Here is a 24,432-nt window from a genome sequence, read left to right on the forward strand (position 1 = left end):
AGGACGTTCACACAGTGTTTATGTAGGTTGACAACAAGTATGTGGCAATATGGCTGTGGACACTTCGGAAGATACCGATTCTGATGATATTAAGCAGGTGTATTCTGAGGACGAATTCTGGTATAAGATTGACGTTGACTGGGAAGAAGTCAAAGAGACGTACGAAGACGACCAGAGTGACGCAGTGGATTCAAATGAGACTGAAACCACCGAGTTTGATGAGGGTAGACAAGCTGAAAGCGATAATGAAGACAAAGAAGAGGGGCCAGACACGTTTCCTGAAGCCCTATTGCTTGAGTTTTCGAAAGGGAAGCGAAAAGTCATTGAAGCCGAACACGAGACAGTCCCTGCGTTCGTAAGAGAGATTCAGTCTGCAGATGATAAGGAAATTCGGCAGGAACTCCGAACACTATACGTCCAGTATGAGTGGTCGCTGAAGCAGAAAGAAAACGAGTTTACTGGTTCCGATTTTCAGGATGTGCTATCCAAGCTGTCCGATGACGGGACAGTCGTTCGTGACCCTGTCGATGACACATTTGATATTTTATGGCCTGGCAACAGCCGGATCAACAAAGAGGTAGAGGGTGACGAGGTGACTGCACGGAAGCATCTTCGAACTGAACCTGTAATCGTTAAAAGGACAGGGGACAGCTCCTTTTCGATTCGTGGATCCGGTCGGAGTCGAGGAAAGGTGATTGATCGGCTCCGTGCAAACACCGATGCGGAGGAAGTTGAGCCGGATCGTGTTGACGAGTCTGTTTCAGGGCGTGTCAGCCAGGCTCTCTCTGGTGAGGGTTCAGACCGGGATACAAAGTTCCGTGAGAACTTCAAAATCGTTAGTATCCAGTACAAAGATTCCGCACTACCGGATCGTTCTAAGCTTACCCTCAAGAATGACGTTCGCGGTGTTCGCTCGGATATGGAGACACTGCGTGGATCGGGATATCTTCCCAGCGGTGGGATGGCTGGATTGGACTCATTCCGAGTTGAGGATATCATCCACGGTGGCCGTCATAAGATTGAGCTCCAGCATCTTTCTGACGGATTTCAGTTTCTCTCTGAGACATCCCGAAAAACCGACGATGAACGAGAGAGGTTCGAGAGAAGATTTTCGACAATCGTAGGGGTCGAATTCGATACCATCTATTCGTACGATGGAGCCGATGATCAGTATCTACTGAATCGGATCCTCACAGGAGAGTATAGTGCCTACGAACGGTTTTATGGCAATCTCTCAAACGAAGTGCGTGAATTCGTCGACGACGTCCTTGCGACAGATGAAGACGGAGAACTAGTTGTCGAAGAAAAGAAGACATGTCTCGAGTGTGGTGCCCTCTCTGACCCAGAAGAAGACACGTGCAGCGATTGTGGCGAAGTTGAGTTCAATGATCCAAAACCAGCTGAGATAACTATCGACAATGACGCCATCGCATCGAAAATCAATCGCAAACTCAAGAAAATCTCTCCAAGTCATGAACGAGTGAACTTCCTCTCGTACGAGACCACAACGGACACAATCTCCAACAATCGGGTTGCGGAAGTCGATGTGAAGTTCCACTGGGAGCCGGGACAGGCAGACCTGCTACGACGGCGGCAGGTTCGATTTGCACCGACCGGAACTGGTCTTCGTATACAGCGGTTCAATTCGTATATGCTTGAAGCCGCATATGTGACCTACAGCGGCTCTGAAGGACGCCAATTCCTCGGGTTCGGAACGCTCCCATTATATGATCTACTCTTTAGGGAGGATGCTCCACTTGACGAACTCGTTGGCCATGCCCTGTACGACGCATTCACTGATGTCCAAGACCGAGTTGCAGAGAAGGCGCGAGAATCCTATGATATCTGTCGGAAATACCTCACGGCAGCTTCGAGATATGATGACCTTCACGAGCACAAAGACGAATTGAGCGAACACTTTTCCAGCGGAACGTACTTCGAAAAGCAGGTCTTCTATCTGCTCAAGTTCCTGTTTTCTCGATCCGAGAGATGGGGCAAGGAGAGTGAGCGCGAATCGGACGGGGCAATTGTGTTTCCAAAAGACCGGAACTCGTACCATGTTCTATCATACGACACAAAGCGATCCTTCAGTGAGGGAGGATACGACTTCGATCCTGCTGAGGAGGATCAAGCGACGCGCTACATTCTCTACGACAACGAGATGACTCGGATTCGCGCGAAAACCGGCGACGATCAGCTTGATGCCCACATCATGATTTCGCAGCATTTCAACGAGAATCATTTTGACAAAATGGCTCAAAATATGCGGAGCCACTTCGACGTGTTCACGGACGGCTCAGTGTCGACAACGCTTGCATTCATGGACTTAGAGGCGGTGGTCAAGCTCTACGAATTGAAAAGGGAACTGTATGAGTATCTTGGGAGTGGAGACCTCGTGGATGATTTCAACGACCAGTTCCTTTCACTAGCGACGACGGAGGTGGAGGGCGAACGCTACGCACGAATTACTACTTCTGAGGTAGAGCAACTGGAAAGTCGGATGGCCCGACTCGCGAGCGAACTCTCCGATGATCGTATTCGTCCCTACTCGAAACGGGCGCGGGACGACTCTTGAATGAGGTCTATTGACGACGTTAGAAAGTACTGGAGCCAGTCCAGCAATCAGCCAATGGCCTGCACTGAGCAGAAGCCACCACACCACACTCACTGCGTCGGCGATGCCGTTGCCGGGTCGACCAGCGCGTATTCGCGGTCGCGGCTCGTTCCCTCGGCGGTGAGCAGATTGTACTGGGTCATCTTCGAGAGGTAGTTCCGAACGGTCCGCTTCGTGCGCGGGTCCTCGACTTCGTCCGTATAGTACTCGTGAATTTCGCCGGGTCCCAGCGGGCCGTGCTCGCGGACGATATCGTAGACGACCCGCTGGTGGGGCGTCAGCGAGTCGAGGTTGGTCTGTCGGATCGAGTCGCGGGCGTCGCTGGCGGCGTCGAGGAGCATCTCGTCGGTGATGCGGTCGGCGCCGCGGCGGTCGGCCGCACTCGCGGCGGTCCGGAGAATGCCGATGGCGAGGCGGGCATCGCCGGCCGCGGCGTCGGCGATCCGGCGGAGCTGGGCGTCGGTGATCGCATCGGGGTCGAGCCCACGCCGGACGCGGGCGGCGAGGATGTCCTGCAACTGGTCGACGTGGTACTTGTCCATCCGGACGTGCTCGCTCGACCGGAGCCGACTGACCAGCCGGTCGTCGACGCGGGCGATGAGGTCCTCCTCGCTATTGGCGATGCAGATCAGCCCGAACTGCGGGAGGCTGTGCAGGTCGTAGAGCACGTCGGGGTTCTCCAGCTGGTCGGCCTCGTCGAGGATGACGACCGTCCGGGGCCCGTCGTACTGCTGAAGGCGTTCGACGAGTTCGTCGTGGGGTGTCGACTGGCGGTGAATGTCGATGGTCTTCCCGAGCGTATCGAGGATCTGGTAGAGCGTCCGGAAACGGGTGTAGTTGCGCCAGCAGTTGACGTAGACTGTCTCGATGTCTAGCACTTCTTCGCGCAGCCGTTCGGTGACGAACTTCGCGAGGCAGGTCTTGCCCGCGCCACTCGGGCCGGTCACGAGAGCGGTGTCGGCGGGTTCGCCCTCGGTGATCGGATCGAGGACGCTGGAGAGGTGGTTGACTTCCGCGTCGCGATGCTCGATCTCCCGCGGAACGAACCCGGCGCGCAACACGCGAGCATCGCGGATCATGTCTGGTACGGAAGTGATCCGGCTTGGACCACTAAAACGTGTGCGGGCCGTTTCCGGAAAGGATCACGTGCGAGGAGATTGGCTTCGGATCCGGCCGCTTGCCCGTGGTTTGATCCGGTCACAGCGGTATTTCCGGAAACGAATCGGCTCGGGTTGCCGGTCGCTTTCAGAGTTCATATTTGGATTTGTCTTATGTAACAGTTGTCTGTTCTAAGGCCGAGGGAGACTTACATAAGACAACCCCCGGATTCGACAGCTGGACTGATACAGGGTCTTACAAACAGTCCCAGGGTGGTTGATTTCAATACTACTAGGGATGAATCACCTACTCAGTGAATGTGCGAGTGTCTCAGTGATTTCTATTGGCTGGGTCGTGGAAAGAAGTCGTATCGGAGTGGTTGCACTCGACGGTGGGCGTTGAAAGCCCTCGGCGCGCTCGCGGTCGCTAAGCGGGATATCCGCGCTCTCGGCACCTCCCGCGCGGATAGGGGCCGCGCAGGCGACTGCACAAGCGCGAGCGCGCCTCGCCCTTTCAGTCTGCTCTGTAGGATCGCTAGACTGCGCTGAAATTGGGCGGAATAATCTGACTGCTAACAGTACCAGATGGACCGACTATCCTCACCAAGATCGAGCGTCTTCGTGAAGATACAGTCTCTTATCCACAGAATATCAGCAAATGCTTGTAATTTGTATACCATTCAACTTACCATCAATCAGCCGAAAACTGCCGCGGTATAGCGATCCTACAGAGCATTTCAGTCCGCCAGGGTCCGCACGGCTCTGCACAGCACCGCAGACGGCCACGAGCCACCCCAGCCGATTCGCTCCTGCCGTCGCTCATCACTCGCGCGACTGCGGTCGCGCGCATGAACGCGCGCGACAGCGCACGCCGCCCGCACCGCAACCGCTCACCGCAACAGCTACCGCCTGCGATACTCATCCATGGTCAGAGGTTAGCTCTGACGAGCCTCCCCTCACAAGTTCAAGAGCGTGAGAAAGAACGATTTTCGCAACCCTGGCTACAAGAGGTTGGTTCTGTCGGCTTCTCACTGCCCACCAACTCAGATGTTCTAGGTAGGCGTCTCTGACTCAACAGCTAGGTCAAGAATCTCTCTGACGGCATCATCAATTGCCATTCTCGCAGCTTCGACATCCCCATTGGCGCGTTCCTCCTTTTCGAGGGAATCGAAAAGATCGGCTAGCTGTTCGATGTCCGATGGTTCGAGTTCCCGCGGATCTATAACGGGGGCACTTTTCAGGGCGCTAAGTTCAATCTTCTCCAGTCCTGAGTAGGACCGACTCACCTTGCTGATCTCCTTCCGCACGATATTACTGTTGAGGTATGCAAGGAGTGCCTTAACACACTCTTCGTCATCCTCGAAATCTGGATCGATATTATGGAAGTTATTCAGCGTCCGAAGGTCAATATCGTTGTAGATGAACTGTGAGCCTGTTCTACTCATGTACTTAGCGAGTATTGGGGCCGGATCTCGTCTGTCCACGCAGTACCATGGGTTACGCCGGTCGAAGAGTTCACGATCCGTGTCAAACGTCTCCGTAGCATAGGAGAGGTATTCCTCAAGAGGGGCTCTATCGGTGAGCTTCTCACCGTCTTCGTAGGCATATAGCAACCAGACGTCTTTTCCCTTATCGCGCCAATCCTCCCAGTCCTTTCTCGTGATTTCATAGCCAGGGATGTCCTGAGCACTCTTGATAATTGGTTGGAGGAACCGATCAGGAATGTCGTGGTCAGCCAAGTCATCCCTGTTCAGACAAAAAAGAGCATTATTCCCTGTCGCTATACCGCGTTTTATCGTGGCAATATCCGTAAAATCGCCTAGCCCATCGATTTCGCTCGTTTCCGTCGGCGAAAAATAATGCTGCCAGTTCTCTTCCGGGGAAAGGAGGCGTTGCAGCAGGTCCACTCTATATTTATCTTCATCCGTATCGTCTGCGAAATCAATTTCGAGTAATTCATTTAAGCTATCGACCTCGGGCCAGCTAGGGAGGTTAATAAAGGTCGTTTCATGCTTTTCCGGGGGTTGCTCATACTTGAGAAAGAGGAGACTCGTAGTCGTCCGGACGCCGCGGAAGGTATTGTCCTCTTCGTCAAGTTGCACGATCGCCTCAACCCGGAAGTAGTCGAGAAGATACTGCTTGAACGGGACGCCGAACTTTGTCTCCATGAATCCGGATGGAATAATGAATGCTAGGCGGCCGCCATCGGCGACGAACTGTGCGGCATGGGCAAGGAAATAGACGTACAGAGGGGACTTTCCGTGAAAGTCGATCCCCGTTTCGTCGGAGACAATCCTGTTTGCTTGTTCTTTCATCGCCGTCTCCATTGCTTGGGATCGGGAATATGGTGGGTTCGCGACAACGGCGTCGACGGATTGGATTTGGACACGGTCGTTTCCGGTCCAATCGTGCGCTCTGCACTCAAGGAAGTTCCCTCGCTTGAGTACTGGGTTGCCAGGGCCGTCGACGAGTTTGAGCGAGACGGCGGCCATCGACACTCCGAGCTCATCGATGTCGTTTCCACGAATATCCGGAAGTGGTTTATCTGCCCCACGATGGATTTTTTCCCTGACGGTTGCAGAAGAGAGCATACCGGCTCCAATACCCGGGTCAAGGATAGTATCGTCTGCGTCATCTATCGCCCACTTCGCAAGGACCTCACTGATGTAGTTCGGCGTGGCAAACTGGCCGAGGTCACGCCGTGCATCTTGGACGAACAGTCGTTCATACACCATACTGAGGGTCTCTGCAGGGTAAGAAGCCGAACTAAGTACGCTTCGCAGGGCGAGAACTGTTCGAATCTCGGATCGATCAAGTTCTCCGATCAACTCACTAGGAACACTTAGCTCAAAGCCTTTGTTCTGTGTGACCCCCTCCGCTTTAGCGAAGTCGGTCTCCACCGAGAGCGCTCCTAACTCTTCGTATTCTGGTTCATACAGATCGTATAGAGTGCTCTTGAGGAAGAAGTCAAAAATACAGGCTCGAGAAAGGATCTGTTGCGCACAGTGAGAGTCATCCATATTTCGTCTTGCAAGCCACTGCTGGTACCGGGTTGGAATATCATCGGCCAGTAGCTCGTTTTGAGATAAATTACACGCGATACTGTTGACAGTCTCGATGAGAAGACATGCGATTGTTTCTTGATCATAACTTGCTCCCGTTTTACCGGATTTCTCCAGCGATGATGGATCTAACTGCCACTGATGAGCCGCACCAACTCGGGTGCTTTTAACGGCTCCAAGAACCTGAAGCTCTTTGAGTTTCTTAATCGCTGTGTCATAAGAAGAGCCAACCGCAGATTCAATGTCACTCGTGCTTGCCGGCTCGGCCTTGGCGACCGCAGTGAGAAATTCATGGAGCGGGAATTTCAACTGAGGCTTATCTTCCCTTAGATCCTGACAGAGAGACATACGGTTGAAAATACAGCCACCTGTATTGGGTTTTTTGATTGGCGAAGGATGCAGAGTTAAGATCATTTCAGATACAGATATTCGGGTAGACGCGGCCTTCTCGGTTGGCAAAAAGGACAGGAAACCCCGATAGAAGAAGGTGATTTGAAGCTTATCGCTGATGGGGATATCCGTCTTCGAAGGTCCTGCAGGCATCAATTCGAAAATCGATGTCTACCGTGGCATCGAAGGTAGCCGTACTACTCGGTTTGATATCGCCACGCACCAGACAGACCCCATCAATAGAGAGGGCATTTTCCTCTATTGCCTCTTGAGTTTCGAATGAGAGGGAAGTCGCCTGTGCCAAGTCTCTGCAGGTCTGGATTGCATTATAGTGATCACCCGCTTCCGATTCTGCAGGCGTCGTGAGAACAGCGACATCAATGTCGAATTCCAATAGTTCCGTATGGATCATTTCAACAAACCTCGGGGTTAGTTTTTCGCTCTGAATGAGCACTTCTTCGCGAGCAAAGGAAAGATAGTCCTGCAACAGCCCTTCTGCCTTGAACCCACTTGAGAAGGAATCCGCAGGGTTTTCTACTGCCTCAAGTATCTCGCTTAACGCACCTCGCCCGAGTGATCGGCTACTCACGAACGGACGGTCGAATGTGAGGAATGAGCACTCTCGGGTTTCCTCCACACAGTGTTGACAGCCGTCCCAACAGAGTGGAGCATCACGCAGAACGTCTCGGATCGAATTTCGTGACTCATCGTCAGCAAGCTCAGCCGAGTCAATATCGCTAGTTAGCTCATCAAGCACAGTCTCGGAGACATCATCTGCGTCTGTTTCAGAGAGGTACTCATATACCGCTCGACGAACCGATCTAGCATGCGGGTATACATGATCTGAGTCCAGCCCTTTGAACGCTCGTGCCATTAATTCGGCATGGGCATGTTCGTCCTCGAAATCGCGTCTAGATAGTGAGTTGAACTTTCCTTGTACCTCCTCTTCATGCGCGGTCAAGAACTTGACGACAGGTGTGACCAACTCCCCAATGGTTTCGATACCGTCGTCTTCCAGCTGCCCCACAAATTCCGATAGATACCCGAATCCGCCGACTGCAGTCTCAAAGAGAACGATCCTTGTCTTATTGGAGGTCGCTGTTTGGACATCTGCCGCCGGGTGTTCGAGATAATACCCGAGATGCTCGGTTTCTGCACCGAATCGCATGCAAAGCCGGTCTCTCAGGAGGTGTGAAAGTGTGTGGAGGAGGGTTACTTCTGCAAAATCACGCGCGTCCTCATTTTCTTCGAAGTTAATACGTTTGGCGCGTTCACCGAGGTTGGGATCCCCTTTGAGACCGGACGCAGCTCCCTCCTCCATCTTATCGAACGCGTTGAAGCCGTTCTTTCGATCGACCTGCTCTTGGTCTTCATGATAGAGTAGATACTTTAGGCCAAGCCACTCCTCAATTCGCGTTGAAGAGTCGATTACGTCCAACACGAGATCTGTTAGGACATCCTCTTGGAAGTCTAGCTCAAGGGCGCTTACTTGCCGTGTTCGAAATCCGATGCCCTCCGAGAGGAAGACGTGCGCACTCCACATATAGTCGGGCTGGGAATTAAACGAAACTTCATCGATATATGCGCGGAACTCACCCTTATCGGCTAGCCCAAGAGAGAAGAGCGGCCGATCACCGTACCGAACAGCCCCGATACGCTCGGGGTCCCCACCCGACGAATCCGAATAATGCTGTAGAACGTTCGGATAGATTTTATAGAGTCGGTCATACCGCTCGTCCTTCCGGTATTCACTGCAGCCCCCCTCCGCCTGCGGATTCTTCTGGTGGGGACACTCATGACGAACAGGGCATTTCTCTTCGCTTGAGGCAATAACGAAGGCCTTCCGGCAATGGTTAGTTCGGGAAAGTGAGTCATGACTAAATTCCATGTGGACTGGTGGATAGTCCCAAGCTCTGTCCGAATCTAGGGAGTTGTTTTCATAGATGATCTGGCTATCTGATCCCTCCTGAAATTGGGTGAACTTCAACAACAAGGGCTGCACGATATCTTTATCGAACGCCTCAAGTGGGACCTCGTATTGATCCCGAGTTCCCTGACTCCGATAACTCGAAGAGCCATACAGGCGGTGGTCTTCGGCTTGTAGATAATTAACGGGCGGGAGCAACAATTCAAACGGTTCTGTATTTCGTAGCTGGAAGGGCGTGTACCCGTAAAGTGCGCTAATTCCTTTTTTACTCATGCAGTGGTTTCCTCCATATCGAACTCCGGTTGCGGCGCTTCGAAGGTTCCCGTGAAGTGGATAGAGTTCTGCAAGATTGTATTCAGTACGGGGAAAAGGTGCGCGCCCTCGGCACGCTGGTACTCCACGACCAGTTCTTCAAACCGACTCAAAACGTGTGTCGACGCCAGCACTTCGAGGTTCTGCTCTTGGAGTATCCCAACCTGATCTAAGAGGGACTCGATTTCGGATTTGAAGTTGTCCTCTCGGTTCGGTTCGAATCGCTGCACTGCGTTCGTCAGTTTGTCGGTGATCTCCTCCATGTGTAAGTCGTATTTTTCCTCTAATTCAGAAGTGGAGCCGTATTCACCGCTGACCCAAACCATTAGCTCCATAAAAAGAAGGTCATGCATCTCCGAGCGTTCTGGGATTCGGTTGATAGCATCACGGAGTTCACTCTCATTTTCTTTGACCCACTGTCGTAGGTGGTCCGGGTCACGCGTATACCATGCATGTCGCACCGTCTCCTCTAAGTTATTCACCAAGTGGGTTAGCGTCCGAAGAGAATCTGCTGTTTCCTCAATGGGTTCCATGTACTCTTCTGGAATATCTGGAAGTGCAGCGAGATCTCGACGGACCGATTCGAGCTTTCGCCGAATTTGCCGAAGCTCTCGGTAGTACCGCTGTGATTTCGTAAGAATACCTTCCGGGTCGATGTCCAACGCCTCATCCGTCGACTCATACCCGGAAACAACCGTTCGAAGCTGGGCTAGGAACTCCTGTTTCTGTCGCTCAAATGTATCCCTGCGTGTGCTTTCAGGGTCAACAAACGAGTGAGGCAATTCAGTATTTTCAACGTATGTGATCAACTCCCGGAGGAAGTCGATAAGCTCGGCGCGAGTTTTGATGCCGTCTCTACCATCTGCATAGGTATTGTACCCCTCCCGTGCCATCCTGTGGAGAGCTCTAGAAAGGACATGCTGAACCTGTATTGAGGCACTGTTCCCGATCTGCGACGGCGAGAGGTTCGAGGTGCTCTCCAACTCCTCTCGGAGTTCTTCGTCAAACATGTACATCATGCTGGAGGGCTTTGATGAGAATTCGATAATTCCGAGTCCGACGCGATAGGTATCTGGATTTCGTCCAGCCCGCCCGATGCGTTGAATGACACCTTCATTTTTCCCCGGCGGTAACTTATACTGAAGGACTGCAGCAACGCTGTTTAGGTCGACACCCATTTCCAGTGTCGACGTTGAAAGAAGAAGCCGTTTGCCTCCATCTTCTGCGTTGAACGAATCTTCGATGTGGTTGCGTTCCCGATCAAGAAGTTCCCCCGAATGGGTCCCGATGCTATTTGCGAAGTCAGTCATCACGTAATCCTGGAAGTCACTTCGCGACGAATCGACCCAATCACGAGGAAGTAGAGATTTCCAGGAGAAGGGGTCCTGATCGCTAATATCGACATCAGGATGGGTGTGTCGAACAACCTCTTCCCCCCGGTTGCCACTGGGAGAAAGGATGTAGCTCGCGATGTAGCTGTATTGGCGGTTGATCTCTGCAATGCTGTCGATGAAGTTCAGCGCCCGGAAACTCCGTCTCGCACACCAGAGGTTCAAACACTGAACCATCGCTTCGTTTAGAGTTTCAACACTCCGGTTGGGTGGGGGAAGAACGTAGTAATGGACGAGATGGCGCTCGTCGTCGACGCCAGCATCTGCTAGCACATCTTCGTAGTCTACATGAACGACCGCCTCCCGATCCAGCGTGGTCAGGTTTCGTGTAAACTCGACGGGGTTTGAGAGAGTAGCAGAGGACAGGACGAATTGTGGGATCGCGTCTTCTGCCTTGGCATCTTTGAGGAGTTGTAAAATGTACTGGACATGACCCCCGACATAGCTGGTGTATATGTGGGCCTCATCAAGTACGACATATTTTAAATCGTCATAGCGTGTTGCGTTGTTTCCTCGTGAGCTTCGAAGTCGATGGTAAACGGTCCAAACAGTGCTTAGCAGAATCGTCGGTGGATCCCGTGCAATGGCGGACTTGGTGGGAACAATGTAATCGAGGATTTCGTTACAAGCAGGACACCTGACCTGAGGGTTGCCGGCAACGGATTCGATCATCAAGTCGTTTTCATTATCATGGTGCTCGCATCTCGGACAGGTAATGCCGAAAAAGCTCTCTTCGTCCCTCTCTCTGACCTCATTGGGTGTCTCACCGTGATCTACCCCCAGCGATATCGTTGGCTTGCCTGTGTTCTCAAGACGGTCATTCAGTCGATCGAGCCGTGGCAGGAGCGTCGAAAGTTGGTCACGGATTAGCGCCTGTCGAGGATAAAGAAGTAATGAGGATGTCTGAACATTCCCTCTGTCGAGGGCATCAAGTGCATGTTTGAATGATGGGATCGAAAACGTGAGCGACTTTCCGGAGGCTGTCGGTCCATCCAGTGTAAGACAATCATTGGCTGGACTGAGTACTTCTTCGATCGCCGTTGCCTGATGACTAGAGAGCCCATCTATCATTGAGTTGCCTCCTTCAATAGCATGAACAATCAACTCGGCCTTCTCATCGTCCAGCTCCGCACCATCTAACACTTCTCTGAGGTCTCTTGCGCCGAAATCAGGTACTTTCTCAGTCTCGATGGAAATGTCCGACTCGAACACCAATGGGTCCTGATCGTAGCCATTTCGGATGTTCGAGAGACGATGAAGAAGATCGAAGTGAGTTGTCCGATAACCAGAGGGAAACTCTAGAAGCATCCCGTCTTCGAGTAACTCTGCTGGTGAGACGCCATCTTGTAGGCATTCCGCCAGTGCTTCATCGTTGAGATAAGTTTCTGGGGGGGACAACGATTCCCCATGCTTTCGGTAAAGCGACTCTTCGCGTTGTAGAAGGGCTTGATAACTTTTGATCGCCTCTGAGTTCGGAGTTGTCATGATGGTCTATGATCGTTATTAGCGGAGCGGTTGACGCTCATTTGTTTCCTGTGTCGGGTCAAGCTTTGGGAGGATACGGTCCGCTAACTCATGCTCTCGAACCGGTTTGAACTCCGAGAGCCGGAGCAAAGGCTGTGGAAGGGTTGCCGTCCGTCGCCGTTCATTATCGTCTTGTGGATAAACTCGGCTGAAGGCTTCTTCGACAGGAGAAGGAGTTGCTGAATGAGCCTTCGAGATCGTGTTCTGCCATTTCTCGGTCTGGGAGCCTGAATGTTGGCTGTCAACAACAACCGATATCACATATCCTGCTTCAATAAGGCCACGATAGAAGGGGACAGAAAGCCCCCGTTCATAGCTGTTAGCTGTGCGGGCGACGTTTTCCCATGTCCGTCGGAGTAATGTGGGAGAGACATGGCTTCTTCCATCATCAATATTAGTCACGGCGAGCTCGGTCAATGAACACAACATTCTAAATCCAGTGACAATGAGTGCTGTCCGAGCGTTGTATGATGATAGATCGATATTCCAGAGATCGCGGATTTCTGCGTCGAGATCACCCGGTGAAGTTTGGATTGCGTCACTCAGAATCCGATTCGTGACGATAACAGCTGCACTGAGCACCGAATACTGGCTATAGAATTGCTTCTTGCGATCATTTTCGAGAAGTTTCCGATAAGCTTCTAGTTGCTCTGAAAGGTATCGATGATGAGATTCTGAATCAAATTTTGCCGTTTCACGGAGCTCGATGAGGGCGAAATACCAGCCCGTGAGTTCGGTCTCCTCAGAGATCATGTGATTCGAATCGCCATCAAACACAACGCGGAAGCCCTCATGACTCAGCCGAACAGCATCCTCCGAACCAAATTGGAGGCCGAGTTTATGCGTAGACTTGAGCAGGCGAAGGCATTCCTTGGCTTCATCGGTGGCACCAGACTGATCCGCTTTGAGGGCAAGCGCTGGGATGAACTCAACGAGAGGGGGGTGGAATAGCTCTCTACCTGTCAATTCTTCATTTTCGCTTAGATTGAGCAGTTCACGACTGTACTGGAGTTGGCCAGCCTCAGAGCGGTCTCCCTCTACAAACTCATCCTTTGACTGAAGAAGTGGCAATTCGTCTGTTTGCGATCGATCGACGGTCTGTGTCTTCTCGGGTTCGCCCAATAGCCTCTCAAGAGAGAACCGGGTGATATCAAAGACCTTTATCGTCATTACGTTGATGCCCCGTGACCAACTTGAACTCGAATTGTCCTCAATCAGTGAACAAAGGAACTCGTGGAACCCACGGAGTGGGTTTTCGTCAACTCTTCGGGATTCTCGTACATTTCGAACCTCACTCAGGTATCGATCCCCCGTAATCCGGCTTTCGTACGCTGCGACGATTCCTGCAGGAGTTGCGAGGGTCAATGAGCGGATCGCGTATTCTCCGATTGCCCACAGGCTAACTCCTGCAAGCGTCACGAGTGATGCGGCCGTCGCGAGCCGTAACGTCTCTGGTATTACGTTCGTGATTGTGATTACGAGTGCATTCAAGAAGAGTGAAATACAGACCATAGCGAGTGTCTGCCGAAGGTGGCGGTTATCCGTAAACAGCCAGGTCAGTCTTGCAGAGTATTGTGGACTTGTCAACTGGACCCCAACGTAGGTTAATGAAAACACGATTGCGAGAACGCTCGCTTGGCTAGTGAACAGCACTTCCGCAAGTTGTCCTGGTGCGCTCTCGGAGACAACCGGACCGCGGTTAAATTCATACTGCCAACACGTAACAAAAGCTACCACTAGGACGAATGCCCCTATAGCAAAGACAGGGGACTGCTTTCCGATTCGCTTGTTCCAATCTGTCCCCGAGATATGGCGTCATTTCCCATCCTTCTTAATAAATTCAGGCCATTATACTGATGGATGTCGAGTGACACAATTCCATCCGATAGATGTGACTGTCAGTAGAGATCTACAGTTGGATACGGAATTAAAGTATATTAAAAATACATTTATATTTAGGGTCGAATGTAGTATATTATAAACTCGTCTTAATTAAATCGTTTAATTTTCATATTGACCTCCGACGAAAACTCAATACTGTATTTTTGCACCCTCTCTGGAGCAGTCGACACCGCTACCCCCTGCGATAGCGGGCAAAGCGCCGCTTTGTGGATACAGACAGTTGACAAATCGTCTCTTGGGCCTTGTCCGAGAGTGGATAGTCTTCCTGATTATCCCGAGTCCCTCACGTTCAGATTCGGATTTGTAGGACTTCTATATAGGCCGCGTTCTGCTCCATTGCACTGGTCGCACAACGGACCACCACAATCCTCCCCTTCGTCTTATCGGGACTGTCGTAGCAACATGGTCGCCGGTGAGCACTCGTGTGGTTTTCTGTGCGCCCCGGGGGGTGGGGCGCATCCTGCCGGAGGCGTCTCCGTCCAACGGAGTCGTTATGATGGAGACACTTGATTCGTCGGTCTCGTTTGACGAGTCCGACACGCGAAACGGCGAGATGCACAGTGCGATCAACGAGTGGATCGACGATCTGGTCGTAGCCGTCGACGACGCACGAGCCAGCCAGCAGTTCCAGGAGTGGCTGGACATCCAGCAGCGTTTCCACGACTACTCCTACCGGAACACGTTGCTGATCAAACGGCAGTGTCCTGAGGCGACGAAGGTCGCCGGGTATCGGACGTGGCAGGAAGAGTTCGACCGCCACGTCACGGAGGGCGAGTCGGCCATCTGGATCTGGGCGCCAATCATCACGACGCGGTGTCCCGAGTGTGAGAATTCGCCGAGCTACCACGAGCAGATCGGGTGTGACTACGACGAGACAGAGCCCGAGGAGTGGTCGGAGGGGTTAGTCGGGTTCAAGCCCGCACCGGTGTTCGACGTGTCCCAGACCGAGGGTGAACCGTTGCCGGAACTAGAGACCGAGGCGACTGGGGACGCCAGCGACCACGTCCCGCGGTTGACCGACCTGGCTGACGAGGTTGGCGTGACTGTCCGGATCGTTCCCGACGGCGAGTGGTCACACGATGATGCGGATGGTGTCTGCCAGTGGCCCGATAGTCGGGATGGGGATCCGGTCGTCGAGATCCGGGACCGCGAGTAGCGGGCAACAGTCGTCGGGACGTTGCTTCACGAATACGCCCATGCACTCTTGCATTCCGGAGATCTTGACGAACCCGAACGGGCAAAGCGTGAGGTCGAAGCGGAGGCTGTCGCCTATATCGTCGGCCGTCATTGCGGGCTCGACATGAGCGGGTCAGCGTTCTACCTGGCGGCGTGGGAGTCTGAGACGGAGGATGCGATCCGGGATCGGCTTCAGCGGATCAGCCAGACGGCGGCAGACCTGATCGAATTCGTGACTGAATAACGGCTCGTACTGCTATACTGGATCCGGCTGAAGGAATGCTGAAACCAATGAAAACTACGAACGGTGCAGTACGGGAAGAACGAGAACCACTCAAATTCCCATAGAGGAGGAGTCCTACAATCGTTGCCTCCTCAATGAAGATGCAAGAGATACTAGCGGCGAAATTGGTGATGATCCCAAAACCCCGTTCCAAGTCCAACTTAGGTGACTCTGATTTCAACGAGCGGTTCGATACAATTCGGATCGTTTAGTACTTTGAGCGGAAAGACTTGACTATCAGGTTTCAGTATCGGCTTCCTCTATTGCTCTAGGATCTACAAAGGGGAATTCCTCGGACGATTGCGGAACCGTGGCGGTCAGGTGGATTCCACCGTAATCCAATAACCGATATTCGCCTTCATACGCACCAAAATTTTCCGACCAGTATATATCTAACCCACCGCCCATTGAACCTGCCATAACAGGATTTACGCCATCAACTGCTTCTACTTCCTCTGCGATTTCGTTTAGTCTGTCTCGGTCCCACTCAATTTCTTGTTCAGCATACGGCATCACCAACCAGAGGCCTGTTGGACTTGCCGATACGACGGGGACAATATACTCTCGGATCTGTTCATACCGAGACAATAGGATCTCGCGCCAATTCTGTACGAATCCCGTGCTCACGGGTACAGATTCATGTTTATCCCGCTCTCTCGCTCCGACAATCTTCGCAATGTACTCTGTTGAACCACCAACCGATTCCGGGAGCTTGCAAACAACTCGACCGCCGCCAAAACTCAGCAACTTCCCCATCTCCTCGCGAATTTCATCGACGACGTCATCATACGTTCGCTGATCTGGGTTATCATCGGGGAGAGAGCTATGGCGAGATTCTGAGCGGGTGAGACATTCAACGGCATATCGTTCTAACTTAATTTGCAACCAGATAGGTATCTGAACAGGATCTTTTGCAGGCTGAATCGGGGGCATACATCTTAGATCCAATCACGCAGAAACGAATTAAATGCTTAAGGGTCCAACCAGTCTATGATCGAGTTTCGAACATAGTATTCACAGGACTACCCGTACCGAAACAAAGTGACTCGTCCAGCGATTAGGGATTCGTTGCTGGCTCACCGCTGGACCTAAGAGGGATACGAATAATTGGACGGGTATGTCTCTGACGCTGGATGAGTTGGACTCTCACCTCTTCAAGTGCGCCGACATCATCCGCGACGCGGTGGACCCGACCGACTACAAGGAGTATATTCTGCCGCTCGTCTTCTACAAGGCCATCTCCGACGAGTTCGAGCAGGAGTACGAGGAGATCGTCGACGAGTACGGCGAGGACTTCGCTCGCCGAAAGAACCTCTACGACGTGCCGGTCGTCCCCGAGGGCTACCTATGGGACGATCTCCGAATGGAGAGCGAAAAGGTCGACGAAGTTCTCAACGAAGCCTTTGAGGAATTGATTGCGGAGAACCCAGACCTCGAAGGTATCTTCAATACTAGCTACGTCGAACCCGACGGACTCACCGACGACCGACTAATCAAACTCCTCGAACATCTCGAAACCGTTGATCTCGACCGAGACAGCGTCCCACCGGACATGCTCGGCGAAGCGTACATGGATCTTGTGCGGCACTTCGCCGAGGAAGAGGGGAAATCCGGTGGTCAGTTCTTTACACCGCCGCACATTGTTCGGCTCTGCGTTCGTCTCGTCGATGAGTTTGAGGACGGGATGACCTTCCACGACCCGACCGTCGGCTCTGGTGGGATGCTGACCGAGGCGGCCCAGTACTATCGACGTGAGCAGGACGGTGACCCGTCGAAGCTCACCTTCACCGGCCAAGAGATCAACCCCGATATCGCCGCTATCGCACGGATGAATCTTGCGCTCCACGCGCTCAACGGCGAGATTGAGCGTGAGGATTCCCTGCTTCGGCCGGCTTTTACTGACGGTGAAGAGCTGGAACGCTTCGACCGTGTGCTCGCCAACTTCCCGTTCTCGGCAGACTGGGCGAAAAGCGACCTGCAGGACGACCCGTATGGTCGCTTCGACTGGCACGAGAAGCTTCCGCGGGCCGACCGTGGCGACTACGCGTTCATCATGCACATGGCCGAGCAACTGAAGGACCCCGACCGTAGCGACGATTCCGGTGGGAAAGCCGCCATCGTCATCCCGCACGGCGTGCTCTTCCGTAAGCACGAAAGTCGGTACCGGGAGCCGATGCTGGAGAATGACTTGGTTGAGGCCATCGTCGGCCTACCCGAGAACCTGTTCCAGAACAATTCGATTCCGTCAGCCATCCTCGTGTTGAACACTGACAAGCCCGTAGAGCGCAAAGGCGAGGTGCAGTTCATACACGCTGCCGACGAGGACTTCTACCGCGAACTCTCGAACCAGAACGAACTCACTGACGAGGGCGTAGCCCACATCGTCGAGAACTTCCGCAACTGGGCGACCGAGGAGCGGGTCAGTCGCACAGTGTCACTGGAGGAGATACGGGAGAACGACTATAACCTCAATGTTGCACTATATGTAGACACGACTGAACCGGAAGAAGAGATTGATGTAAAAAAAGAATTGTCTAAACTGCGAGAATTACAGGCTGAACGCAAAGAAATAGAGAACCGAATTGATGAACATGTTGAGGTGTTAGGATATGAATGAACCCGAGGGAGAGCAAGCAACACTCAATGAAATCACAGACGAAAGTACAGATGAAGAACACAAGCTAGAACGAGTAGGATTAAAAGAACTCAAACTCCCGAGTCAGTGGGAAGTATCGAAGATAGGAGAAGTATCTGATATAAAAAACGGGAATAGAAAAATAAAGGGGCACGAATATTCAGAGGAAAGTACTGGGTATCCATTTATACGTGTTAAAGATATGGAATTTGGGTCCGTTTCTACCGATAATTTAGAGTATTTAAAGGAGGAAACCGCTTCTCAGATGGATAGAGGAATAATCACCTCAGACGATGTATATATAACGGTAACTGGTAGTGTAGGTAATGCTGGAACTGTCCCCCAAGAGCTAAGTGGGGCAAGATTTACCGACAACGCTGCTAAATTGTATAATTTCAAAGGTATGAACAATGAGTATCTAGCACAATACCTTCGTTCCGAATTTGGGCAAAATGAGGTCCATAGATTCACTGCAGGTTCTAATCAGCCGAAGCTTTCTATGTATATGATTGAAAAGATGGAGGTTATTCAACCGATTTTAAGAGAACAACAAAAAATTGCCAGTATACTCTACAACGTTGACCAAGCAATTCAGAAGACTGCAGAAATCATCGACAAGCGGGAAAGGCTCAAATCCGGCCTGATGCAAGATATTTTTCGATATGGTATATATTCTGATGGACAGCTACGGTCACCTGAAGACAACCCAAACCAAAAAGCAAAGTATGGTTTAGTCCCGGAGGGTTGGGAAGTAATACCTCTCAAAAATATCGTCGCAGATGATTCTCCAATTACCTACGGGATTGTGAAGCCTGGCGACCATCACCCCGGAGGTGTTCCGGTCGTAAAGGTAGAGAACATTAAAAACGGAGAGGTTCAGACGGACAATCTACTTCATACTGACCCGGAGATTCACAAGAAATTTGATAGAGCGGAACTCAAAGAGGGCGACTTGCTGTTTACGATTCGTGGCACAGTAGGTCGAATGGCTTTCGTCCCGGAAAGTTTGGAGGGAGGGAACCTCACGCAGGATACCGCGCGAATCAGGGTTGGAGACGCCAATCCAAGATTCGTACGATACTACCTCGAAACTGCAACGCCGAATAACTACTTTGAGCGTCACACAAAAGGTCAAGCCGTCCAGGGAGTCAACTTAGAAGACCTCCAAGAAGTCCCAGTTCACCTCCCTTCTCGTGAAGATCAGAAGCGAATCGTCAATATTCTCGACTCACATACAGAGCTGATTCAGAATGAGAGAGAGTATCGTGACCAACTCAAGCGATTCAAACAGGGCCTCATGCAGGACCTCCTCTCTGGAGAAGTCAGAACGACCGACACTTCCATAGAGGTGCTTCCCGAAGTCGCACAGCATGGTTAGAACGCCGTCCGAGCAGGGCGTCGAAGGGTCCCTCCTCTCGTGGCTCGATGGCGTCGGGTGGGAAACCCACGGCCAGGACGGCCGCCGAGGCGCGAACGTCCTCGACGATACTTACGAGCGCCGGACCAACGATGTTGTCTACTGGGATCTCCTCGCCGAGCAGGTCGTCGCGCTCAACGACGACGTGACCGAGGACAACGTCGACCAGTTCATCTCATCGCTCAAACGCGACCTGGACCACGACAATCTGATGGACGGCAACCGCGAGTTCTACCAACTGCTCACCAAGGGCAATCGCTTCTCGGTCACCCGGGACGACGGATCGACCGAGACTGTCTACATCGACCTAATCGACTTCGAGACCCTCGACAACAACCGTTTTCACGCCGTCAATCAGTTCTCTGTCTCCCGCGGTGCGACCACCATCCGCCCGGACGTGAACCTCTTCGTCAACGGGATTCCGCTGGTGACGATGGAACTCAAGAGTCTTGCCCAGGACAACGACTACTACGACGCTATCAGCGACCTCCACGCATACGAGGACGACATCTCGCGGCTGTTCGTCCCCGGACTGTTCAACGTCGCCGCCGACACCACGGAGCTGCGCTACGGCGCCGTCGGCGCACCCACCGAGTTCTACATGAAGTGGGGTGACGCGCCACCCGAGTACGCGGACGACAACGAGATGAAACAGGCCATCCAGGCGCTGTGTAACCCCGCGACGGTGCTGGATCTCCTCAAGAACTTCGTGTTTTACGAGCGCCGCGCCGGAGGTGACGCGAAGATCGTACCGCGCTACATGCAGTACTACGCGGTCAACGAGATACTCGACCGCGTCGTCGAAGGCGAACCACATCCCGACCCCGACGAGGAAGGCCACCTCGACCGCGGACTCATCTGGCACACCCAAGGGTCGGGGAAGTCGTACACTATGCTCTACGCGGCTGAGAACCTGCTCTCTCGGATCATCCTCGACACGCCGCAGGTATTCCTCATCGTCGACACCGACAAGCTCGCCAGCCAGATGCGCGACACGCTCGCCAACATCGGCTTCGAACAGTCGACTATCGCTGAGAGCATCGACCACCTGCAGGAACTCATCGAGCAGGGTCAGAGCGGGCTCGTGCTCACGACCATCCAGAAGTTTCAGGGCGTGGACCCGGAGATTCAGGGGAACGACGAGGTGGTTGTGATGTCCGACGAGGCGCATCGCTTCATGGAGAAGGACCTCAGTAGCCGCCTCAAGGCCGCTCTCCCGAAGAACTTCCACTTTGGGTTTACCGGCACCCCAGTCCGCGAGGGCGAAGGCCAGGAGGACCGCAACACCTTCGACGAGTTCTCACCCGAGGGTGAGGAGTACCTGCACCGCTACTCGGTCAAAGAGGGGATCGACGACGGACTGATCCTCCCCGTGTTCTTCACGCTCCGCCACCAGATGGAGTGGAACGTCGACGAGGCGGCCCTTGACGAGGAGTTCGAGCAGCAGTTTGCCGGTCTTTCGACCGAAGAGAAACGCGAGTTCATCAAGGAGAACATCACCAGTCGGGACTTAGCCGAACTCGAACCGCGAGTCGACCGCATCGTCAAGGAGATCGACGACCACTACGAAGGCGTCGAGAAGAACGACTGGAAGGGGATGGTCGTGACCCCAAGCCGCGAGTCGGCCGCAATGTACGGCGAGCGACTGCAGGCACGCCGCGGCGAGGAAGAGGTAGAAGTCCTCTATACGGCCACCAACGACGATCCGGATCTGGTCCAGCAGTTCCACACTGACGACGAGGAACGCGACCAGATTGTCAAGCAGTTCAAGGACGAAGAAAACCCAAAACTGCTGGTCGTTCACAACATGCTCCTGACGGGCTTCGACGCGCCCGTCCTGAAGACGATGTATCTCGACCGCAACCTGAAGAACCACAGTCTCATGCAGGCCATCGCCCGGACCAACCGGGTCGCCGACGGGAAAGAGAACGGTGAGATCGTGGACTTCCAGGGTGTCTTTGAAAACATCGATGAAGCTCTCGACTACGACACGGAAACGCAAGAGTACGCCGCCCGTGACAAAGACGAACTCTTCGACGACTTGGTCGAGCAACTCGACACAGTTCTCGATATCTTCGACGGTATCCCGATGGACGATTCCCAAGAGACGCTTGACGAGTGTCTGGCTCGCGTGAGTACCCATCCGGAGAAGGGTGACTTCAAACAGGGCTTCCGCCGGCTGCAGAACCTCTACGAGTCCGTCTCACCCGACTCCCGGCTCGTTACCGAAGGGATCCAGGACGAGTACAAGTGGGTCGCTCGTGTCTATACCGCCTTCCAGCGTCATCACAACCGCAAGGACCGACCCGAGGATGCCATGCGGGAAAAGACGAAGGAGATAATCGAATCTCACGTCGACGTTGGCGAGATCAAGCGGGACTTCCCGGTGTACGAACTCGGCACAGAGCACCTGGAAGCCATCGAGAACATGGACGAACCCGCGACCGCGGCGACGAGCATCGCCCATACCACTCGCGAGCACCTACAGACGCGGACCGGACAGAACCCGCGATATGAGCGCCTGAGCGAGCGCGTCAACGAGATCGTTGAGGAGTGGGAGCAGGGCGACCGAAGCGATCCAGAAGCTGTGGAGGCTCTCAGGGAAGTCGAAGAGTCAGTCATCGAAGTCGACGAGCAAGCCGGCGAACAAAATAGAGCACGAGCGGAGTTTGCCATCTTCACCCACCTCACTGAGGAGACTCCCGACGCCGTCGATTCGGAAGAGCAGGCCCAAGCTGTGGCCGAAAACTTGGTCGGGGAATTCGACGACCGAGTCGACCGGAGTTATCCCGGCTGGGAAAGCAACGACACGACACTGAAAGAGATAGAGAAGATACTGTTAGACGTACTCGTCGTCGAGCACGACCTGCCCGACTTGATGAAAGACGACTCGTTCGCAGACGACGTTCGGGGCTATCTCATCCAGAACTATGTCCAAGACTGAGCGGACAACGTCGCTCGCTGGGCACTCTGTGGACTATCAGGTCCGTCATAGTGAGGACGCTACTGAGCCGCGAATCGACGTTGACATCCATGGGGTGCAGATCACACTCCCCGAAGAATCAGACGAGGACCCGGAGCGGTTGTTGAACGAAAACGCAAACTGGGTGCTCGAAAGGAAGTTGAAATACGAGCGATACCGGGAGCAAGCTCCAGACCGGATGTTCGAACCCGATGAAGAGTTCCCCTATCTCGGTGAAGACCGGGCGATTGTGGTCGAACCACGGGGAAGCCACAGCGTCGACGAGGAGAGCATCCGGCTCCGGAAGAGCACGGTTGACCAATCCTCGTTACGGCGAGTGCTCGAAAACTTCTACCGAAGTCGAGCCCGCGAGTATCTCACTGACCGTGCCGACCACTTCGCCGACGAGATGGGTGTAGAGTATGACCGGATAGAACTACGGAACCAGCGGACCAGGTGGGGGAGTTGTTCTACTAATGGGGCCCTCAGCCTGAACTGGCGCTTGGTGATGGCACCCCGAGGTCCCATCGACTACGTGATCGTTCACGAGCTGGCGCATCTTGTCGAGTCGGATCACAACCGAGAGTTCTGGCGTATCGTCGGAAAGCAACTCCCAGACTACAAGGAACACGCCGACTGGCTTGACAAAAACAGCATCAAGCTGGTCTTCTCTGAGGACGATATTTGAGAACTGTCTTTGCGTCTAGAACGCCTCCTGTAGTGGCCCCGCTTGGTTGACTGTCTCGTGCGTTTCGCGTACCTCGTCGAATGAGAGATATCGAAGAGTGCAGTGTTCAGCCGGCCCCAGAACCTGTTGGAAGGTGGGTCGGTTGATCTCCTCTCGGACTTTATCCTCGTCGTCAACGGCAGCGACGATGTGCATGTCAACGGCGATATTCGGGACTTTGACCATGAAGTCCGTCATTCGGAGAATCCCGCTGTAGATACTCGTCGTACTTTCGACTTCGAACATTTTTGCGATAAAGTCTCCGTCAAGCCAGATCACGTCGACGTATTCGATAATGCGGGTCGCAGCGGGACTGAACCCTGGAAGATTGAGATGTTCAACGCACTCCTCGCCGAGTCGACTTCCGTTGTATTCCCGATTCTTGTCGTTCCGAGCGACGTACACGTCGTATCCGTGTGCGAGACCGAGTTGAATGAGGCGCCACTGAATCTCGGTGTGTTCCCGTGAGTCCTTGCCTTTGCTTTCTTTCGTCTCCGGCCCGTCGGGACCATCGCCACTCTGGAAATCCTGAAACGCTTCTTCGATCGAGTTGTACTGTTGGAGGAGGCTGTTGACGGCGTCAGGTGACACACGGAGGAAGCGGTACGGGACCCACGCCTCTTCGTAGCCGAGTAGCACTGCTACCTGTTCACGGGGAACAGAGATCTCCTGATAATCTTCGACTGTGAAGATGAACCGACTTTCCTCGTTTTGCCAGAGATCACCTCCGGTCTCCGGATCTTCGAACGCTGTTCCAACTCGACCAGCCGCGAAGAACTCGCCATTGTGATAGAACAAGAGTGGATCGCCAGGTTCCATCTCCTCAAAGAAGGTGCGCTTCTGCTGGCCTTCTGTCGTTCCCCAGATTCGCACCTGATCTTCACGTTGCAAATCTTCCGGTGCGTGCTCTGGAATTGCGACCGGCGATGCGACTGTCTCCTCAAATGAGTGGATCCAATCATCGCCAACCGGGATAATATACAGGCGAGTCACTATTGTGGTCAATTGCTTGC

The 24,432-nt window shown here is 53.2% G+C and carries 12 protein-coding genes and 1 pseudogene; 6 read left to right on the forward strand and 7 right to left on the reverse strand.

What is annotated here, in order from left to right; translation table 11 throughout:
* The first annotated feature begins 49 nt into the window (after positions 1 to 49).
* Entirely contained in the window at positions 50 to 2,575 is a 2,526-nt protein-coding gene (locus ACMGFI_RS08880) for a hypothetical protein (RefSeq protein ID WP_436909016.1), read from the forward strand.
* Positions 2,576 to 2,664: 89 nt separating this feature from the next.
* Here the strand turns inward: ACMGFI_RS08880 and ACMGFI_RS08885 are convergent, their stop codons facing one another.
* The 5 genes from ACMGFI_RS08885 to ACMGFI_RS08905 all read right to left on the reverse strand — a co-directional run bounded on the left by ACMGFI_RS08885 (position 2,665) and on the right by ACMGFI_RS08905 (position 13,829).
* Positions 2,665 to 3,693: a Cdc6/Cdc18 family protein gene (locus ACMGFI_RS08885; RefSeq protein ID WP_436909017.1), complete on the reverse strand. Its 1,029-nt coding sequence runs from the start codon at positions 3,691 to 3,693 to the stop codon at positions 2,665 to 2,667.
* A 1,070-nt stretch (positions 3,694 to 4,763) separates the two neighbouring features.
* Positions 4,764 to 7,121, reverse strand: a complete 2,358-nt coding sequence (locus ACMGFI_RS08890) for an HsdM family class I SAM-dependent methyltransferase (protein WP_436909020.1) — start codon at positions 7,119 to 7,121, stop codon at positions 4,764 to 4,766.
* A gap of 151 nt (positions 7,122 to 7,272) precedes the next feature.
* A complete protein-coding gene (locus ACMGFI_RS08895; RefSeq protein ID WP_436909022.1) occupies positions 7,273 to 9,363 on the reverse strand; it encodes a hypothetical protein in 2,091 nt (696 codons plus the stop codon).
* On the reverse strand, positions 9,360 to 12,278 hold the full coding sequence (locus ACMGFI_RS08900; protein ID WP_436909024.1) for a DEAD/DEAH box helicase: 2,919 nt from the start codon (positions 12,276 to 12,278) through the stop codon (positions 9,360 to 9,362). The genes ACMGFI_RS08895 and ACMGFI_RS08900 overlap by 4 nt, the downstream gene beginning before the upstream one ends.
* 18 nt (positions 12,279 to 12,296) lie before the next feature.
* Positions 12,297 to 13,829: a hypothetical protein gene (locus tag ACMGFI_RS08905; RefSeq protein ID WP_436909025.1), complete on the reverse strand. Its 1,533-nt coding sequence runs from the start codon at positions 13,827 to 13,829 to the stop codon at positions 12,297 to 12,299.
* A gap of 883 nt (positions 13,830 to 14,712) precedes the next feature.
* Between ACMGFI_RS08905 and ACMGFI_RS08910 the strand changes: the two are divergent.
* Positions 14,713 to 15,639: pseudogene (locus ACMGFI_RS08910) on the forward strand (ImmA/IrrE family metallo-endopeptidase).
* 276 nt (positions 15,640 to 15,915) lie between these two features.
* On the opposite strand, the gene ACMGFI_RS08915 reads toward ACMGFI_RS08910, so the two are convergent.
* Positions 15,916 to 16,611, reverse strand: coding sequence for a hypothetical protein (locus ACMGFI_RS08915; RefSeq protein ID WP_436909026.1), 696 nt, complete (start codon positions 16,609 to 16,611; stop codon positions 15,916 to 15,918).
* Positions 16,612 to 16,795: 184 nt separating this feature from the next.
* Between ACMGFI_RS08915 and ACMGFI_RS08920 the strand changes: the two genes are divergently transcribed.
* From ACMGFI_RS08920 to ACMGFI_RS08935, 4 genes are read left to right on the forward strand one after another with little or no spacing between them, the layout of a single operon-like run.
* Complete coding sequence (locus ACMGFI_RS08920; protein ID WP_436909027.1) at positions 16,796 to 18,295, forward strand: type I restriction-modification system subunit M; 1,500 nt, start codon at positions 16,796 to 16,798, stop codon at positions 18,293 to 18,295.
* On the forward strand, positions 18,288 to 19,691 hold the full coding sequence (locus ACMGFI_RS08925; protein ID WP_436909029.1) for a restriction endonuclease subunit S: 1,404 nt from the start codon (positions 18,288 to 18,290) through the stop codon (positions 19,689 to 19,691). Before ACMGFI_RS08920 ends, ACMGFI_RS08925 begins: the two co-directional genes overlap by 8 nt.
* Complete coding sequence (locus tag ACMGFI_RS08930; RefSeq protein ID WP_436909030.1) at positions 19,684 to 22,674, forward strand: type I restriction endonuclease subunit R; 2,991 nt, start codon at positions 19,684 to 19,686, stop codon at positions 22,672 to 22,674. The genes ACMGFI_RS08925 and ACMGFI_RS08930 overlap by 8 nt, the downstream gene beginning before the upstream one ends.
* The gene (locus tag ACMGFI_RS08935) at positions 22,661 to 23,380 is read left to right on the forward strand and encodes a M48 family metallopeptidase (protein ID WP_436909032.1); all 720 of its coding nucleotides are present in this window, start codon (positions 22,661 to 22,663) and stop codon (positions 23,378 to 23,380) included. Before ACMGFI_RS08930 ends, ACMGFI_RS08935 begins: the two co-directional genes overlap by 14 nt.
* Positions 23,381 to 23,395: 15 nt before the next feature.
* On the opposite strand, the gene ACMGFI_RS08940 is transcribed toward ACMGFI_RS08935, so the two are convergent.
* Positions 23,396 to 24,412 (reverse strand): type II restriction enzyme NmeDI-related protein, encoded by a 1,017-nt coding sequence (locus ACMGFI_RS08940; protein ID WP_436909033.1) that lies wholly within the window; start codon positions 24,410 to 24,412, stop codon positions 23,396 to 23,398.
* Positions 24,413 to 24,432: the final 20 nt, after the last annotated feature.

Origin of the sequence: Halosimplex marinum (assembly GCF_051414075.1) — an archaeon.
GTDB classification, from domain to species: Archaea; Halobacteriota; Halobacteria; order Halobacteriales; family Haloarculaceae; genus Halosimplex; species Halosimplex marinum.

Coding starts and splice junctions, on each gene's coding strand:
- ACMGFI_RS08930 (WP_436909030.1), top strand. CDS start 19,684: ATGGTTAGAACGCCGTCCGAGCAGGGCGTCGAAGGGTCCCTCCTCTCG.
- ACMGFI_RS08935 (WP_436909032.1), top strand. CDS start 22,661: ATGTCCAAGACTGAGCGGACAACGTCGCTCGCTGGGCACTCTGTGGAC.
- ACMGFI_RS08900 (WP_436909024.1), bottom strand. CDS start 12,278: ATGACAACTCCGAACTCAGAGGCGATCAAAAGTTATCAAGCCCTTCTA.
- ACMGFI_RS08880 (WP_436909016.1), top strand. CDS start 50: ATGGCTGTGGACACTTCGGAAGATACCGATTCTGATGATATTAAGCAG.
- ACMGFI_RS08905 (WP_436909025.1), bottom strand. CDS start 13,829: ATGGTCTGTATTTCACTCTTCTTGAATGCACTCGTAATCACAATCACG.
- ACMGFI_RS08915 (WP_436909026.1), bottom strand. CDS start 16,611: ATGCCCCCGATTCAGCCTGCAAAAGATCCTGTTCAGATACCTATCTGG.
- ACMGFI_RS08885 (WP_436909017.1), bottom strand. CDS start 3,693: ATGATCCGCGATGCTCGCGTGTTGCGCGCCGGGTTCGTTCCGCGGGAG.
- ACMGFI_RS08920 (WP_436909027.1), top strand. CDS start 16,796: ATGTCTCTGACGCTGGATGAGTTGGACTCTCACCTCTTCAAGTGCGCC.
- ACMGFI_RS08895 (WP_436909022.1), bottom strand. CDS start 9,363: ATGAGTAAAAAAGGAATTAGCGCACTTTACGGGTACACGCCCTTCCAG.
- ACMGFI_RS08890 (WP_436909020.1), bottom strand. CDS start 7,121: ATGTCTCTCTGTCAGGATCTAAGGGAAGATAAGCCTCAGTTGAAATTC.
- ACMGFI_RS08925 (WP_436909029.1), top strand. CDS start 18,288: ATGAATGAACCCGAGGGAGAGCAAGCAACACTCAATGAAATCACAGAC.